Raw genomic sequence first — 14,399 nt, 5'->3', positions numbered from 1 at the left:
GCGCGAGGATGAAGATGGCGCATCGCGTCAACCTCAAACGACCGGCTCGGCGAGACATCAAACGGATCGATCCCGACGTGTTACTGCCGGAACAGCTGGAGAATGTTTTCGGCGTTGGTGTTGGCGATCTGGAGCGACTGTATGCCGAGTTGCTGCTGGGTCTGGAGCGCCTTGAGGCGGGTCGATTCCTCGTTCATGTCCGCATCCACCAGACGGCCGACACCCTTGTCGATCACGTCCGTCAGGGAGGCGACGAAACCTTCCTGCAGGTCGATACGCTTCTGGATCGAACCGAGACTGGACGCCGCGCTGGTCATCGCCAGGAGCTGCTTGTCCAGGAACCGTTCCAGCATGTCGAGCACAGCTTCATTATCGGGAGCAGAACCCGGCACCATCGTGTTCATCTGTGACGCAACATCGGCCAACTTGTCCAGATTTACGGATACGACCGAAATATCGAGCTTACGATTGTCGAGGTTATTGGCGGGTAAAACAACGAAGTAGTAACTCGTACCCCCATTCTGGTGAACAGGAGTTGTGACTGCCGGTGCCGTGGCAGGGTCTGTCGTCGTGACCCGGGCCCACTGGCCCTCGGCAACTTTCATGTAGGAGTTGCCACCCACCGTATAGATGCGCGCGTCGGCAACGTTGGTGTCGGCACCCAATGCGGTCAACTGGCTTTCGGTGAAGAATGGAACGGCGTAGTCTGCTTCGGTCGAGACACCGGCATTCGTGGTGACGACGGTGACGGCCGTCTCGGTTTCGGCCACAAAGCGGACGGAGGAATCAAGAATACCAATCTTTCCGCCGTTCAGATCGAATAGAACGGTGCTCGAATCCAACGTATAATCGACGGTCTTGACGGCGACTTCACCCGATGCGGTTCGGGTAAACGACGCAACCACCTGTTTTACGACTGGCTTTTCCTGGGCGTTGGTGCCGCCATCGCTGACATAGTCCTGGAGCCAGTTCTCGCCGGAGAAGGTGGCGGAATCGGCAATACTCTTCAACTGCTCCTGAAGCTGGGTGATTTCTTCCTGGATCTTGTTGCGGTTGGCGCCGACGCCATAGGCAGCGACGATCTTGGATTTGATTTCCATGACCGTATCGATGGCGCTTTCCATTGCGGCGTAGGCGGTATCCACCTTTGCCGCACCGAGTCCAAGCGCGTCTTGAATCGTCGACAGTGCGTGGTTGTCGGAACGCATCGTCGTGGCAATAGACCAATAGGCGGCATTGTCTGCAGCCGTCTGAACCCGCATGCCGGAAGACACCCTTGCCTGGGTGATTTCCATGTTGCGGTCGATTCCGCGCAGGGTCTGCAGTGCCGCCATCGCGGCAGTATTGGTCAGGATGCTCGTCATTGGCCGTGCCTCGGTCAGATATTCTGAGGGATCCGGAGTAGTTCACCGGAAACGACGAGAGGCATCATGCTTACCGCCTCTCCACATCAGTGATGGGGGCGGCCTGTCGTTCTTAACAAATCGTTAACGCGACAGTTATCAAAGGCAATCCTGAATTGGCAAGCTGTTAAAGCGCCGTCGAGGCCTTCGCCCGACGGTCGTGCAGGTTTCGCGCAAGCCACACGGCGAAATGGGAAAAACCGCGCCTCCTTCGAGACGCGGTTTTCTTTCCTGAATATTGCTGCTGCCGTGTCAGAGCGGGACGAACCGCTCCTAGCCAAGAGCGCCGCTTACTGACGGAAGAGCGACAGAATATTCTCGGAATTGGTGTTGGCGATCGAGAGCGACTGGATCGCAAGCTGCTGCTGGGTCTGCAGGGCCTTGAGCCTGGTCGATTCCTCGTTCATGTCCGCATCCACGAGACGGCCGATGCCGCTATCGATGGAGTCGGTGAGCTTGGAGACGAAGTCCTCCTGCATTTCGATGCGCATTGAGATCGAGCCGAGCTTTGCCGTCGTGCTGGTGAGCGCTTCAAGCTGGGCGTCGACGAAGGAAATCAGGGCATCCATGATGAAGGCGTCATCGACGTCCGTGCCCATGCCGAGGTAGGTCGCAGACGCGCTATTGCGATAGTCGTCGAGCGTGGTGATGTCCAGTTCGGAGACCGAAACCCCCTTGGTGTAGGTGATCGATGCATTGGTGGCGACGAGGGCGTTCGTGTCGATGTCGTAGCCGCCGGCCGTGCCGTTGTAGACAGCGTCGACGAAGCCGCCGCCAATCTTGATCAGGTAGTCCGCGTTGGTGCCGCTCAGCAGGTTTCCGCTGGTATCGGCCTTCGCCCAGACATTGCCGCCGATTTCCACCCACTTGGCAGTGGTGTCGCTCATCGCATTTGTGTTGATCCTGGCGTAGCGATCGTTGCCGAGAGTATCCTGAACATCGCGGAAACCCTTGAGCATGTTGGCGTCGAGTAGGCCTGCGTCACCACCGGAAAGGTCGAAAAGAACCGTGGTTTCGTCGAGCTTGATCGGGATAGGCTGCACGGCAACATTACCGTTGGCGTCGCGAGTGAACGAACCGATCACCTGCTTGAGAACCGGATCGCTCGCATAGATCTCGCCGGTCGTGGCATTGGTGCGGCCACCGATATCCGCCTGCAGCCAGTTCTCACCGGAGAAGGAAGCGGAAGAAGCAATGCTCCGGAGCTGGTCCTGCAGCTGAGAAATTTCCGACTGGATCTTCGACTTGTCGACACCGGCTTCGGAGGCGGCAACGAGCTTGCTCTTGATCTCGGTGACGACGTCGACGACGGTTTCCATGGCGGCGTAAGCGGTGTCGACCTTGGCAGCGCCGAGACCGAGAGCGTCCTGGACGGCAGAAAGTGCACCGTTGTCCGAACGCATGGTGGTCGCAATCGACCAGTAGGCGGCGTTGTCGGAAGCGGTTCCGACGCGCAGGCCGGTGGAAACGCGCTTCTGCGTATCTTCCATGTCGACGCCGAGCGAGCGGAGGGTCTGGAGTGCAGCCATAGCTGCGGTATTCGTAAGAATGCTGGTCATCTTGTGCCCCTTGATTGGCTAGAAGAAAGGGACATTCCGGATTTCACCGGTGAACGAAGGCTCGGCCTGATGCCTGTTAACCTCTTTTTCGTCTTGGTTAACCCTTCGTTTCGATGAGCCCAGTTAAGGGGCAAATGGTTAACAAAGGTTAAACCGTCTTTACCGAAGTTAATAAAAAATGGAGAACATATAAAAAAAACCGCGCCCCGGAGGGCGCGGCCTTTCAAGCGATAAGCTTCTGTTGCTTTTCCGATTAACGGAAGAGCGACAAGATGTTCTGCGAGTCCGAGTTGGCAATCGAAAGCGACTGGATCGCCAGCTGCTGCTGGGTCTGCAGGGCCTTGAGCTTGGTGGACTCTTCGTTCATTTCGGCGTCGACGAGGCGGCCGACACCGCTGTCGATCGAGTCGGAGAGCTTGGAGACGAAGTCTTCCTGCATGCCGATACGCATGGAGATGGAGCCGAGCTTTGCAGCAGCGCTCGTCATCTTCTCGAGCTGACCGTCCGTGAAGGAGATCAGGTAGTCCATGAGCTGCTCGTCGGAGACGTTGGTGCCGTCGCCCATGCCGAGGTTCTTGGTGTCACCGGCCTTGCGGTAGTCGTCAAGCTTGGTGATGTCGAGTTCGGAAACCGACAGACCCGAGGTGAGCGTGATCGAAGCGTTGGTGGCGATCAGGGCGTTGGTGTTGACCTGATATTCGTTGGCCGTTGCGCTGAAGACTGCATCGACGAAGCCGCCGCCGACCTTCATCAGGTAGGTGCCGTTCGAACCGTCGCTGTAGACGCCGAGCGTATTGCCCTTCTGCCATACGTCGCCGCCGATGTCTCTCCAGACAGCAGAGGTGTCGTTCAAGGCCGCAGTGTTGACCTTGGCGTAACGATCGGCACCGAGGGAGTCCTGAACCTGACGCATGCCCTTCAGAGCGTTGGCGTCGAGGATGCCGGCGTCACCACCGGAAAGGTCGAACAGAATGTTCGTTTCGTTGAGCACAACATTGACGGTCTTGACCGAAACGTTGCCTTCGGCATCGCGGGTGAAGGAACCGACGATCTGCTTGTTGATGTCGTCAGAAGCGTAGACAATGCCGGTAACAGCGTTGGTCTTGCCGCTGATGTCGGCCTGCAGCCAGTTTTCACCGGAGAAGGAAGCCGAAGAGGTGATGCTCTTCAGCTGCTGCTGCAGCTGCGTGATTTCTTCCTGGACCTTGGACTTGTCGACGCCCGGTTCGGAAGCGGCAACGAGCTTGTTCTTGATTTCCTGGACGACGTCGATCGCCGATTCCATGGCGGCATAAGCGGTGTCGACCTTAGCGGCGCCGAGGCCGAGAGCGTCCTGGACGGCAGAGAGAGCGCCGTTGTCCGAACGCATGGTGGTTGCGATCGACCAGTAAGCAGCGTTGTCGGAAGCAGAACCGACGCGCAGACCGGAGGAAACGTGAGCCTGCGTCTTCTCCATGTCGGAGCTGAGCGAGCGCAGGGTCTGGAGTGCAGACATGGCTGCAATGTTGGTGAGAATGCTAGTCATTTATGAGTGCCCCTTGAGTGGCTGATTACGAAAAGGGACATTCCGGAAACACCGGGGAACGGAGGGCAGCATCATGCTTGCTAACCAGTTAATTTGTTTGGTTAACTCACCGTTTCGATGGCTCTAGGTAACCTCAATATAGTTAATGAAGATTGAAGCCGATTTAGAAAAATAAAAAAGCCGCGTCCGAATTCGGACGCGGCCCTTTTCCGGGTCCATGGCGCGGTCAGCCTCCGCGCCATTTCGCCTGTTTCGATTAACGGAAGAGCGACAGGATGTTCTGCGAGTCCGAGTTGGCAATCGAAAGCGACTGGATCGCCAGCTGCTGCTGGGTCTGCAGGGCCTTGAGCTTGGTGGACTCTTCGTTCATGTCGGCGTCGACCAGGCGACCTACACCGCTATCGAGCGAGTCGGAGAGCTTGGAGACGAAGTCTCCCTGCATCTCGATGCGCTTGGAGACTGCACCGAGCTTTGCAGCGGCGCTCGTCATCTTTTCGAGCTGGTTGTCGACGAACGAGGTCAGAGCAGCGATCAAGTCATCGTCGGAGACGTTGGTGCCGTCGCCCATGCCGAGGTTCTTGGAATCACCAGCCTTGCGGTAGTCGTCAAGCTTGGTGATATCGAGTTCGGCGACCGAGAGGCCCGAGGTGAGCGTGATCGAAGCGTTGGTGGCGATCAGGGCGTTGGTGTTGACCTGATATTCGTTGGCCGTTGCGCTGAAGACCGCATCGACGAAGCCGCCGCCGACCTTCATCAGGTAGGTGCCGTTCGAACCGTCGGTGTAAGCGCCGAGCGTATTGCCCTTCTGCCATACGTCGCCGCCGATGTCTCTCCAGACAGCGGTGGTGTCGTTCATGGCCGCGGTGTTGACCTTGGCGTAACGATCGGCACCGAGAGAGTCGGTAACCGTGCGCATGCCCTTCAGGAAGTTTGCGTCGAGGATGCCGGCATCGCCACCCGAAAGGTCGAACAGAACGTTCGATTCGTTGAGCGTGACGTTGACGGTCTTGACCGAAACGTTGCCTTCAGCGTCGCGGGTAAAGGAGCCGACGATCTGCTTGGCGATGTCGTCAGAAGCGTAGACGACGCCGGTTACAGCGTTGGTCTTGCCGCTGATGTCGGCCTGCAGCCAGTTTTCACCGGAGAAGGAAGCCGAAGAGGTGATGCTCTTCAGCTGCTGCTGCAGCTGGGTGATTTCTTCCTGGATCTTCGACTTGTCGGCGCTGGATTCGCCGGCGGTTACGAGCTTGTTCTTGATTTCCTGAACAACCTCGATCGCAGCTTCCATACCGGAATATGCGGTGTCGACCTTGGCGGCGCCGAGGCCGAGAGCGTCCTGGACGGACGAAAGAGCGGCATTGTCCGAACGCATGGTGGTTGCGATCGACCAGTAGGCTGCGTTGTCCGAAGCCGAACCGACGCGCTGGCCGGTGGAGATACGGCTCTGCGTGGATTCCATGTCGGAGCTGATGGACCGCAGCGTCTGGAGAGCGGCCATTGCGTTAACGTTGGTAAGAATGCTTGCCATGATTCAAGTTGTCCCTTTGAACGAAATACTGTGGGGGGACATACCGGGCTAAAAAATATACCGGTCACTTCGGTCCGGCATCATGCCAACTCGGTTCCTTCAGCGAAGAGATACCAAACCCGTCGTGTGAGGAGAAATCTGGCAGCCAATCCTTGCCAAGTTCTTTAATTCGGGTTCCAGCGTCAGGCCCTCTGTTCCCATGGTTAACGGGCGGTTATCGCCCTTCCCCTCCGTCAACAGGACGGCTTCAAGCAAGCTTCGCCGGTCATCATGAGCAAGGAGGCCGCTCCGCCCTTGCGGCTGTGCGGCTATGATTTGGAGTGCGAAGACTTGAAAAGCCTGAAGACACAACGGGAATATGTGGCCGCCCAAAAGAGCTTCGACAAGGCCGAATATTATCACGTGCTGGGCATCCTGAACCGATTGCTGGACGTCGACAAGGATCCGAGGCACTACGCATTGCTGGGCGCGACGCTGGTCAAGCTGCGCATGAAGACGGAGGCCGCACAGGCGTTCCAGCTCGCAGGCGAACAGGAATCCCGTCATCGGCTGAAATATCTTCGCGAGGCGATGCGGCTTCACTTCGCCAATAACGACGACATCAGCCTCTTGCGCATCGGCGCTAAGATCCTCAACGAGGCCCTTGCCGACCCGGACATGGCGATGTTGATGTCCGGCGCACTGATGCGCCAGGAGATGGACGGCATCGAGGCGTTCCAGAAAACGCTCGCCGAAAGCGACAATGCCGAGCACCGCCGCTTCTCGATCCGTTCGATCCGTCTTGCGACCAGGACGGAAGCCGAACACAAGCTCATCGTCGATACCTTCGAGCGCGAGCCGGAAGACAAAATCCTGCGCAACTACTACCTCACGATCATGCGCGATGTGAACAACTACGAGGTCATCGACAAATACGACCCGATCCTCGAAGAGGAAATCGCGGCAGGCCGGATCGAGCCCTTCCTCGACGAAATCTCGCTTTACAATATCCGCTGGTGCACCAATGAAAAGGTCAACGCAATCGCAGGCGCTGCGCGGGTCAGGAAGCCTGCGGGCATCACCGCCAGACGCCATGCGATGCCGCATAACTGGGGCGACAAGATCCGCGTCGGCTACCTTTCGGCCGACCTATGGACCGACCATGCGGTGATGAAGGCCTTCCGCGGCGTTCTCGAAGCACATGACCGCAGCAAGTTCGACATCACGCTCTTCTGCAATGCCAGCGAGAAGACCCTTAAGGACAGCAATGCCGCCGTGCGCGAAAACTGGGGGCGCATCGTTTCCATCCGCAACATGACGGACGACGAAGCGGTGGAGGCCGTCAAGGCCGCGAACATTGACATCCTGGTCGATCTCCAGGGCCATACCGCCGAAACCCGCGTCCCGATCATGAACCAGCTGACAGCGCCCGTTCATGTGACCTGGCTTGGATATCCCGGCACCGTGGTCAACGTCGACATCGACTACCTGATTGCCGACCGCACCGTCGTGCCTGAGACATCTTTCCCGAATTACTATGAAAAGATCTGCTGGATGCCGGAGACGTTCTTCCCGAATGATGCGATCCACCGGTCGCTGCCCAGGAAGATCGATCGCAGCATGTGCCGGATGCCGCAAAACGCCTTCATCTTCTCGTGCTTCCATACCCACTGGAAGATCAGCCGGACAACGCTCGATCTCTGGATCCGCATTCTCAAGGCGACCCCCGGCAGCTACCTCTTCCTGATCTGCAAGGAAACCTTCGGATCGCGCAAGAACCTGCTCAAGGGCTTCACTGACGCCGGCATCGCCAGCGAGCGCATCCTTTTCGGTGACCGTGTGCTGGATTATTCCGCATATCTCGACCGCATCGCGCTTACAGACCTCGGATTGGATACCTATCCCTACAACGGACATACCACCACGTCCGAAAAACTCTGGTGCGGTCTGCCGATGCTGACCTTCAAGGGCGTGAACTTCGCCTCGCGCGTTAGCGAGAGCCTGCTCAACGCCGTCGGCCTTCCGGAAATGGTCTGCGACACGACCGACGACTACGTGAACCGCGCCGTGCACTATTTCAAGAACCGGGAAGAGCTTCAAGAAATCCGCACACGGCTTGAGGAGAACCGCTTCATCAAACCGCTCTTCGATGCGGAGCGCTTCTGCCGTCATCTGGAAACGGGCTATGAAATGATGGTCGACCGGGCAAAGGCCAAGCTGAAGCCGGACCATTTTGCGGTTCCGGCCCTACCTCCGCGTGAGGCGCCTTTCAGCACACGCACCGCGTAAACAAAATGGCGGGGCCGTCCCCGCCATTTCTCTATCACCCGAAGGACCGGATAAGGCTTCCCACGAGCAGGTTCCAGCCGTCGATCAAGACGAAAAAGAGAATCTTGAAAGGGAGTGAGATCGATGTCGGCGGCAACATCATCATGCCCATCGCCATGGTGATGGCAGCAACGATCATGTCGATCACCAGGAAGGGCAGGATGATCAAAAAACCGATTTCGAAGCCGCGCCGGATTTCCGACAGCATGAAAGCGGGGATCAGGACGCGATAGTCGATCGCCTCAGGAGTGCCGACCGACTGGCCCCGCTCGCGAGCGATCTCGACAAAAAGCTCCAGGTCCTTGTCTCTGGTATTGGCGGACATGAAAACCCGAAAAGGCTCGGCAATTCGCTGCACCGCCTCCGCTTCCGTTACCTGGTTCTGAAGAAGCGGCTGGACACCTTCGTTCCAGGCGCGATCAAATGTGGGCGACATGACATAGAACGTCATGAACAGCGCCATCGAGATCAGCACCATGTTGGAGGGTGCCGTAGCAAGCCCCATACCTGATCGGAGAATCGAAAACGCGATCACGAAGCGCGGAAAGCTTGTGACCATGATCAGGATGCCGGGCGCGACCGACAGGACCGTCAAAAGCCCGAAGGTACGGATGATCCAAGCAGCAGCGGAACCATCCACCGGCAGATTGAGAAGATCCGCAGGTGATTGTTGGGCGAGCGCAAGCCCGGGTGTCGCGATCAGCGCGACGAGCAGATAGATCAGCCGAATCATGCGATCATGAGGGTCCTTTACACTCCCTTCGATAGTCACCCTCGCCAACCGCGGTCAACAGATTACCGGCCCGTACCTGCGGTCGTGAACAGGAAGATGGCCGTATTTGGCCGATCGACCCCGGTTCGTCTCTGTTTCGAGATCCCGTGAGGCTTCAGTTTTGCACAAGTCTCGACCGTTAGCGTCTGCTCAGAAATCTCATGATGGCGGGAGCCTGAACACGAATCAGTTGTGGAAATACTGCCGCTGTAAATCGCGACGCAGCGAGAACTTGCCGCAGTCCTGCATCATATCAACATCGCCAAGCCGCTTCCGGTCAGCGACAGACCAGGCGGCTTGAAACCCCCGATCGAGGAAATCTAAGTGAATTCCATCAAGCTCAGCATCTGCATCCCAACCTACAATCGCGCTGCTCATCTGCGCGCATGCCTGGGGCGCATCAAGGAATTTCAGTTCGACTTTCCCTATGAGATCATCATTTCGGACAATGCATCCACCGACAACACCGGCGAGGTGGTTCAAGAGCTCTCGGCCGAATTGCCGATCCGCTATTATCTGCGGGCGGAAAACAACGGCCCGTTCGTCAACGTGAACGGGACGTATAGACGCGCCCACGGCGAATATTCCGTGTACGTGGCAGATGACGACCGCCTGATCTTCGAAGGTCTCCTCAACGCGCTGAAGTTCATGGACGAGAATCCCACCGTCAACGTGTGCCACGCCCCGTGGTGGACCTATGACGGTATCCTCGAAAAGGACATGGATATCTTCTATCAGCTCGAGGAAGATACCATTTTCCGCCAGCGCAGTTTCGGTGAGGTATTCAACTTCATCTACAACAAGCACATATTCCCGGAAATCGCCGTATTCCGCACCAGCGCGCTCAGGACGACCTGGGTGCCACGCGACATCTGCTTCTATGCCTTCCCGCTTCTGGCGCATTTCCTGGATCAGGGCGACATCGCATTCCTGAAGCAGCCATTCTACCGGCAGGTGATTCGTTCCGAGATCGGCCGCGACCGCCCCCAGGGCGGCCACGAAATCGCAATGTCCGGCTGGGACCAGTATCGCGGCGGCCTGGAGTATTTCCTCTACTTCGGCATCAAGCGCGGGCAGATCTCCCGGGACGACAACGACAAGTTCACCCAGGAATATATGTGCCGGATGTTCACGCTGATCCGCATGACCGTGGCGCTCCGGCTGCTGGTCGCGTCGCGGCAATTCGTCAAGGCCTATGAAATCTACACCCGCATCGTCTTCGGTGGACTGGACAAGCATCCCGAAGTGGTTGCGGCGCGCGACGGGCTCATGCTCGCAGCCGCCCTCGAAACGCTTGCCTGGCAGGTCAACGCTGCCGGCGGCATCGAAAACCTGATATTGCACGGCTTCCTCGACACGATCATCCTCAAGGAAAGAATCCGCAAGGTGAACTTCCCAGCGCGGATAGAGATCATCGATGATCCCGTGGAACCGACCAAGGATTTCATCAGCAAGACGGCCGTCCTGGTGTTTTCGCCCGAACAGCGCGACCGTTATCTGGAGCAGGGATACGAGCCCAACCTTGTATTTGCCCAGGAAGACTTGATACAGACCATCCTCTTGTAAGATAGCCGGCCCGAAAAAGGCTGACAGGATATCGCGGGATCTCGATCGAGGGAGCGGATCCCGCCCCCTGCAGGCAGGGAGAGAAAGAATGAAAGCTGTTATTTTGGCCGGTGGGTTAGGGACCCGCATTTCGGAAGAGACACATCTCCGGCCCAAGCCGATGATCGAAATCGGCGGCCGCCCAATCCTGTGGCACATCATGAAACTCTATTCCGCCCATGGTGTGAACGAGTTCATCATCTGCTGCGGATACAAGGGATATGTCATCAAGGAGTATTTCGCGAACTACTTCCTGCACATGTCGGACGTGACATTCGACATGGCCTACAACGAAATGCAGGTTCACCGCCGCAGTGCCGATCCATGGAAAGTGACGCTGATCGACACCGGCGAAGCCACCATGACCGGCGGCCGCCTGAAACGCGTCGAGGAATATCTCCGCAACGAAGAGAGCTTCTGCTTCACATACGGTGACGGTTTAAGCGACGTGAATATCACGGAGGTGGTGAAGTTCCATCGCACCCACGGGAAGATGGCAACGGTCACCGCGGTTCATCCTCCGGGCCGCTACGGCGCCCTGGAGCGTTCCGGCAATCAGGTGACCGGCTTTGTGGAAAAGCCGCGGGGCGATGGCGGCCTGATCAATGGCGGCTTCTTCGTACTTTCGCCGAAATGCATCGAACTCATCGAAGGGGACAACGTGCCGTGGGAATCGGCGCCTATGTCCACATTGGCAGCGATGGGCGAAATGATGGCCTATGAGCATGAAGGTTTTTGGCAGCCGATGGATACGTTGCGCGAAAAGAATCTTCTCGAAGAGCTCTGGGCATCTGGAGATGCACCGTGGAAGATCTGGCCGTGACCGGAGGCGCACTCCCGAACCCCGGCTTCTGGGCAGGCAAGCGGGTCCTTCTCACAGGACATACGGGCTTCAAAGGCGCCTGGCTTTCCATCTGGCTGAAGCGGCTCGGTGCGGAGGTGACCGGCATTTCCTTGCCTCCGGAAACCCAGCCGAACCTGTTCACCCTTGCCCGTCCCGATCTTGCTGCAAGTCATTTCCAGGATATCCGGGACGCCGGGAAGCTCGCCGAACTGGTTAAAGCGGCTTCACCTGAGATCATTCTGCATCTCGGAGCCCAAGCCCTGGTTCGTCCGAGCTATCAGGATCCGATCGGCACATTCGCAACCAACGTGCTGGGGACAGCAAACGTGCTCGAGGCAATTCGCTTCGTGGAAACGGCACGCGTCGTCGTGGCGATCACCACCGACAAGGTCTATCGCAATCTTGAGCACGCCTTCCCCTATCGGGAAACCGACCATCTCGGCGGACACGACCCCTATAGCGCCAGCAAGGCCGCCTGCGAGATCGTGATTTCGAGCTATCGGGATTCGTTTTTGCGGGAAAAAGGCGTAGCAGTCGCCAGTGCTCGGGCCGGCAATGTCATCGGCGGCGGCGACTGGTCGGCGGATAGGCTATTACCGGATGCAGTCCGTGCCTGGCAGTCGGGCAGTGTATTGCAAGTGCGGCGGCCGGAGGCAAAACGCCCCTGGCAGCACGTCCTTGAACCGCTGTCAGCCTACCTCATATTGGCCGAACGGCTCTGGCGCGATCCTTCGTTGGGTGACGCATTCAACTTCGGCCCGGTCAGCCACGAAGCTGCGGCAGTCCGTGAAATCATCGAGATTGCCCGCGCCTCCTACGGCCGCGGCGATGTGCATTATGGCGACGGCACGGAAGGCCCGCACGAGGCCGGTTGGCTTGCACTGGAAACAGCCAAGGCGCGGCATATCTTGGATATCGAGCCGCGCTGGTCGCTGACAGAGGCCGTCGACCGGACCATGAAGTGGTATCGCGCGCAGCGGGATGGCGCCGATGCGCGCGTGCTCTGCGAAACCGAAATCGCCGAATACGAGGCACGCCCTTGAGCCGCTTTACAGTCACCGATCTGCCATTCGCCGGCTTGAAGCTCGTCCAGCGGCAGAACCTCGGTGATTCGCGAGGCTTCCTGTCGCGCATGTTCTGCGCGGAGGAGCTGGCGACTGCCGGTTGGATCAAACCGATTGCCCAGATCAATCTCACTATGACGGCACGCAAAGGCACCTTGCGCGGCATGCATTTCCAGCAACCGCCGCATTCGGAAATGAAGCTGGTCAACTGCATCCGCGGCGCGGTGTTTGACGTGGCCGTCGACCTGCGGGCGGGATCACCTACCTTCCTGAAATGGCACGCCGAAGAACTGTCGGAGGGCAACCGTCGCTCTCTTCTGATCCCCGAGGGTTTCGCGCACGGCTTCCAGGCGCTGACCGATGATTGCGAGCTTCTCTATCTTCATTCGGTGCCCTATGCTCCCGGCTCGGAAGGCGCACTGAATTCACAAGACCCAACGCTCCATATCAATTGGCCGCTAGCTGTCACCGAGATGTCGGAGCGGGACCGAAACCATCCATATCTGACAGAGCAATTTACAGGACTGATCTCATGAAATGCCGCCACTGCGGTAGCGCGCTTCGCTGCGACTTCCTCGATCTTGGCTTCGCGCCGCCGTCCAATGCCTATTTGGCGGCAGAGGACCTTTCCAAGCCGGAAGTCTATTTCCCGTTGCGGCTCAAGGTCTGTGAGGAGTGCTGGCTTGTGCAGACGGAGGATTACGCCTCTGCCGAATCGCTGTTCAGCCCCGAATACGCCTATTTCTCGAGTGCCTCCTCGAGCTGGCTCGCCCACGCGGCGCGCTATGTCGAGATGATCACCAGGCGTCTCGGTCTTGGACAGCAGAGCATGGTCATCGAGGTCGCTTCGAACGATGGATACCTGCTCAAGAACTTCGTGGCGGCCGGCATTCCCTGCCTCGGCGTGGAACCGACCGACAGCACGGCCGAGGCTGCTGAAAAGCTCGGGATACCGGTGCTCCGGGAATTCTTCGGGGAAGCACTCGGCAAGCGGCTCGCCGATGAAAGCAAAGGCGCGGACCTTATCCTTGGAAACAACGTCTACGCGCATGTGCCCGACATCAACGATTTCACCAAGGGGATCAAGGCGGCGCTCAAGGCCGGCGGCACGGTCACGCTCGAATTTCCGCATGTCATGCGGCTGATCGAGCAGAACCAGTTCGACACCGTCTATCACGAACATTTCTCCTACCTTTCCCTGTTCACCGTCGGAAAGATCTTCGAAAGCGCCGGTCTGCGGGTGTTCGATGTCGAGGAGTTGCCGACCCATGGCGGAAGTCTGCGCGTCTATGGATGCCATGCGGACGATCCGCGTCAGACGACCGACGCCGTCACGACACTGCTTGCCGAGGAAGAAACACGAGGCCTACGCAGTTCCGCAGTCTACGCGGACTTCCAGGTGAAGGCCGAGAAGGTCAAGAACGACGCCCTCGCCTTCCTCATCGAAGCCAAACGCGCCGGGAAGACGGTGGCGGCCTATGGCGCTGCCGCCAAGGGAAACACGCTCCTCAACTTCGCGGGCGTCAAGCCGGACCTGGTGCCCTTCGTCTGCGATGCAGCGGCGGCCAAGCAGAACAAGTTCATGCCGGGCAGCCATATCCCGATCCTCCATCCGGACGTAATCTCCGAGCGGCGGCCCGACTATGTCTTGATCCTGCCCTGGAACATCGCGACGGAGGTTCGTCAGCAGCTGGCGACTCTTGCCGAGCAGGGCACCAAATTCGTCACCGCCGTGCCGGATCTGAAAATTCAGTAACGCCGCTTTCCGTCTCCCTCAGCAGGGATAACGGAA

11 protein-coding genes are annotated in these 14,399 nt (G+C 58.2%); 6 read left to right on the top strand and 5 right to left on the bottom strand.

Going from position 1 to position 14,399, the window contains the following annotated elements; all coding sequences use genetic code 11:
* Positions 1-80: 80 nt before the first annotated feature.
* The 4 genes from EDE09_RS01875 to EDE09_RS28825 all read right to left on the bottom strand — a co-directional run bounded on the left by EDE09_RS01875 (position 81) and on the right by EDE09_RS28825 (position 6,015).
* The gene (locus EDE09_RS01875) at positions 81-1,364 is read right to left on the bottom strand and encodes a flagellin (protein WP_105370664.1); all 1,284 of its coding nucleotides are present in this window, start codon (positions 1,362-1,364) and stop codon (positions 81-83) included.
* Between the two features lie 329 nt (positions 1,365-1,693).
* The gene (locus EDE09_RS01870) at positions 1,694-2,962 is read right to left on the bottom strand and encodes a flagellin (RefSeq protein ID WP_105370663.1); all 1,269 of its coding nucleotides are present in this window, start codon (positions 2,960-2,962) and stop codon (positions 1,694-1,696) included.
* A 253-nt stretch (positions 2,963-3,215) separates the two neighbouring features.
* Positions 3,216-4,487, bottom strand: a complete 1,272-nt coding sequence (locus EDE09_RS01865) for a flagellin (protein WP_105370662.1) — start codon at positions 4,485-4,487, stop codon at positions 3,216-3,218.
* A gap of 256 nt (positions 4,488-4,743) precedes the next feature.
* Entirely contained in the window at positions 4,744-6,015 is a 1,272-nt protein-coding gene (locus tag EDE09_RS28825; RefSeq protein ID WP_105370661.1) for a flagellin, read from the bottom strand.
* Positions 6,016-6,345: 330 nt separating this feature from the next.
* On the opposite strand from EDE09_RS28825, the gene EDE09_RS01855 reads away from it, so the two are divergent.
* Positions 6,346-8,283 (top strand): glycosyl transferase, encoded by a 1,938-nt coding sequence (locus EDE09_RS01855; RefSeq protein WP_162712257.1) that lies wholly within the window; start codon positions 6,346-6,348, stop codon positions 8,281-8,283.
* Positions 8,284-8,317: 34 nt separating this feature from the next.
* On the opposite strand, the gene fliP is transcribed toward EDE09_RS01855, so the two are convergent.
* A complete protein-coding gene (gene fliP / locus EDE09_RS01850) occupies positions 8,318-9,055 on the bottom strand; it encodes a flagellar type III secretion system pore protein FliP (RefSeq protein ID WP_105370659.1) in 738 nt (245 codons plus the stop codon).
* A gap of 363 nt (positions 9,056-9,418) precedes the next feature.
* Here fliP and EDE09_RS01845 point away from each other — a divergent pair, with 363 nt between their 5' ends.
* The 5 genes from EDE09_RS01845 (at position 9,419) to EDE09_RS01825 (ending at position 14,363) form a co-directional block, all read left to right on the top strand.
* On the top strand, positions 9,419-10,660 hold the full coding sequence (locus tag EDE09_RS01845) for a glycosyltransferase family 2 protein (RefSeq protein WP_105370658.1): 1,242 nt from the start codon (positions 9,419-9,421) through the stop codon (positions 10,658-10,660).
* 88 nt (positions 10,661-10,748) lie between these two features.
* Positions 10,749-11,522, top strand: a complete 774-nt coding sequence (gene rfbF / locus EDE09_RS01840) for a glucose-1-phosphate cytidylyltransferase (protein ID WP_105370657.1) — start codon at positions 10,749-10,751, stop codon at positions 11,520-11,522.
* Positions 11,504-12,586: a CDP-glucose 4,6-dehydratase gene (rfbG, locus tag EDE09_RS01835; RefSeq protein WP_112797255.1), complete on the top strand. Its 1,083-nt coding sequence runs from the start codon at positions 11,504-11,506 to the stop codon at positions 12,584-12,586. The genes rfbF and rfbG overlap by 19 nt, the downstream gene beginning before the upstream one ends.
* Complete coding sequence (locus tag EDE09_RS01830; RefSeq protein ID WP_132408569.1) at positions 12,583-13,143, top strand: dTDP-4-dehydrorhamnose 3,5-epimerase family protein; 561 nt, start codon at positions 12,583-12,585, stop codon at positions 13,141-13,143. The genes rfbG and EDE09_RS01830 overlap by 4 nt, the downstream gene beginning before the upstream one ends.
* A complete protein-coding gene (locus tag EDE09_RS01825; RefSeq protein ID WP_207914802.1) occupies positions 13,140-14,363 on the top strand; it encodes a class I SAM-dependent methyltransferase in 1,224 nt (407 codons plus the stop codon). The genes EDE09_RS01830 and EDE09_RS01825 overlap by 4 nt, the downstream gene beginning before the upstream one ends.
* The last annotated feature ends 36 nt before the right edge of the window (positions 14,364-14,399 follow it).

Source organism: Neorhizobium sp. S3-V5DH (assembly GCF_004343065.1).
In the GTDB taxonomy this organism is placed as follows: Bacteria; Pseudomonadota; Alphaproteobacteria; order Rhizobiales; family Rhizobiaceae; genus Neorhizobium; species Neorhizobium huautlense.
Note: the sequence above shows the minus strand (reverse complement) of the source record. Positions and strands in the feature narration are given on the sequence as shown.

Bases quoted from the DNA above. Each gene is read 5' to 3' on its own strand.
- EDE09_RS28825 (WP_105370661.1), bottom strand. From the start codon at position 6,015: ATGGCAAGCATTCTTACCAACGTTAACGCAATGGCCGCTCTCCAGACG.
- EDE09_RS01865 (WP_105370662.1), bottom strand. From the start codon at position 4,487: ATGACTAGCATTCTCACCAACATTGCAGCCATGTCTGCACTCCAGACC.
- EDE09_RS01870 (WP_105370663.1), bottom strand. From the start codon at position 2,962: ATGACCAGCATTCTTACGAATACCGCAGCTATGGCTGCACTCCAGACC.
- EDE09_RS01825 (WP_207914802.1), top strand. From the start codon at position 13,140: ATGAAATGCCGCCACTGCGGTAGCGCGCTTCGCTGCGACTTCCTCGAT.
- rfbF (WP_105370657.1), top strand. From the start codon at position 10,749: ATGAAAGCTGTTATTTTGGCCGGTGGGTTAGGGACCCGCATTTCGGAA.
- EDE09_RS01875 (WP_105370664.1), bottom strand. From the start codon at position 1,364: ATGACGAGCATCCTGACCAATACTGCCGCGATGGCGGCACTGCAGACC.
- fliP (WP_105370659.1), bottom strand. From the start codon at position 9,055: ATGATTCGGCTGATCTATCTGCTCGTCGCGCTGATCGCGACACCCGGG.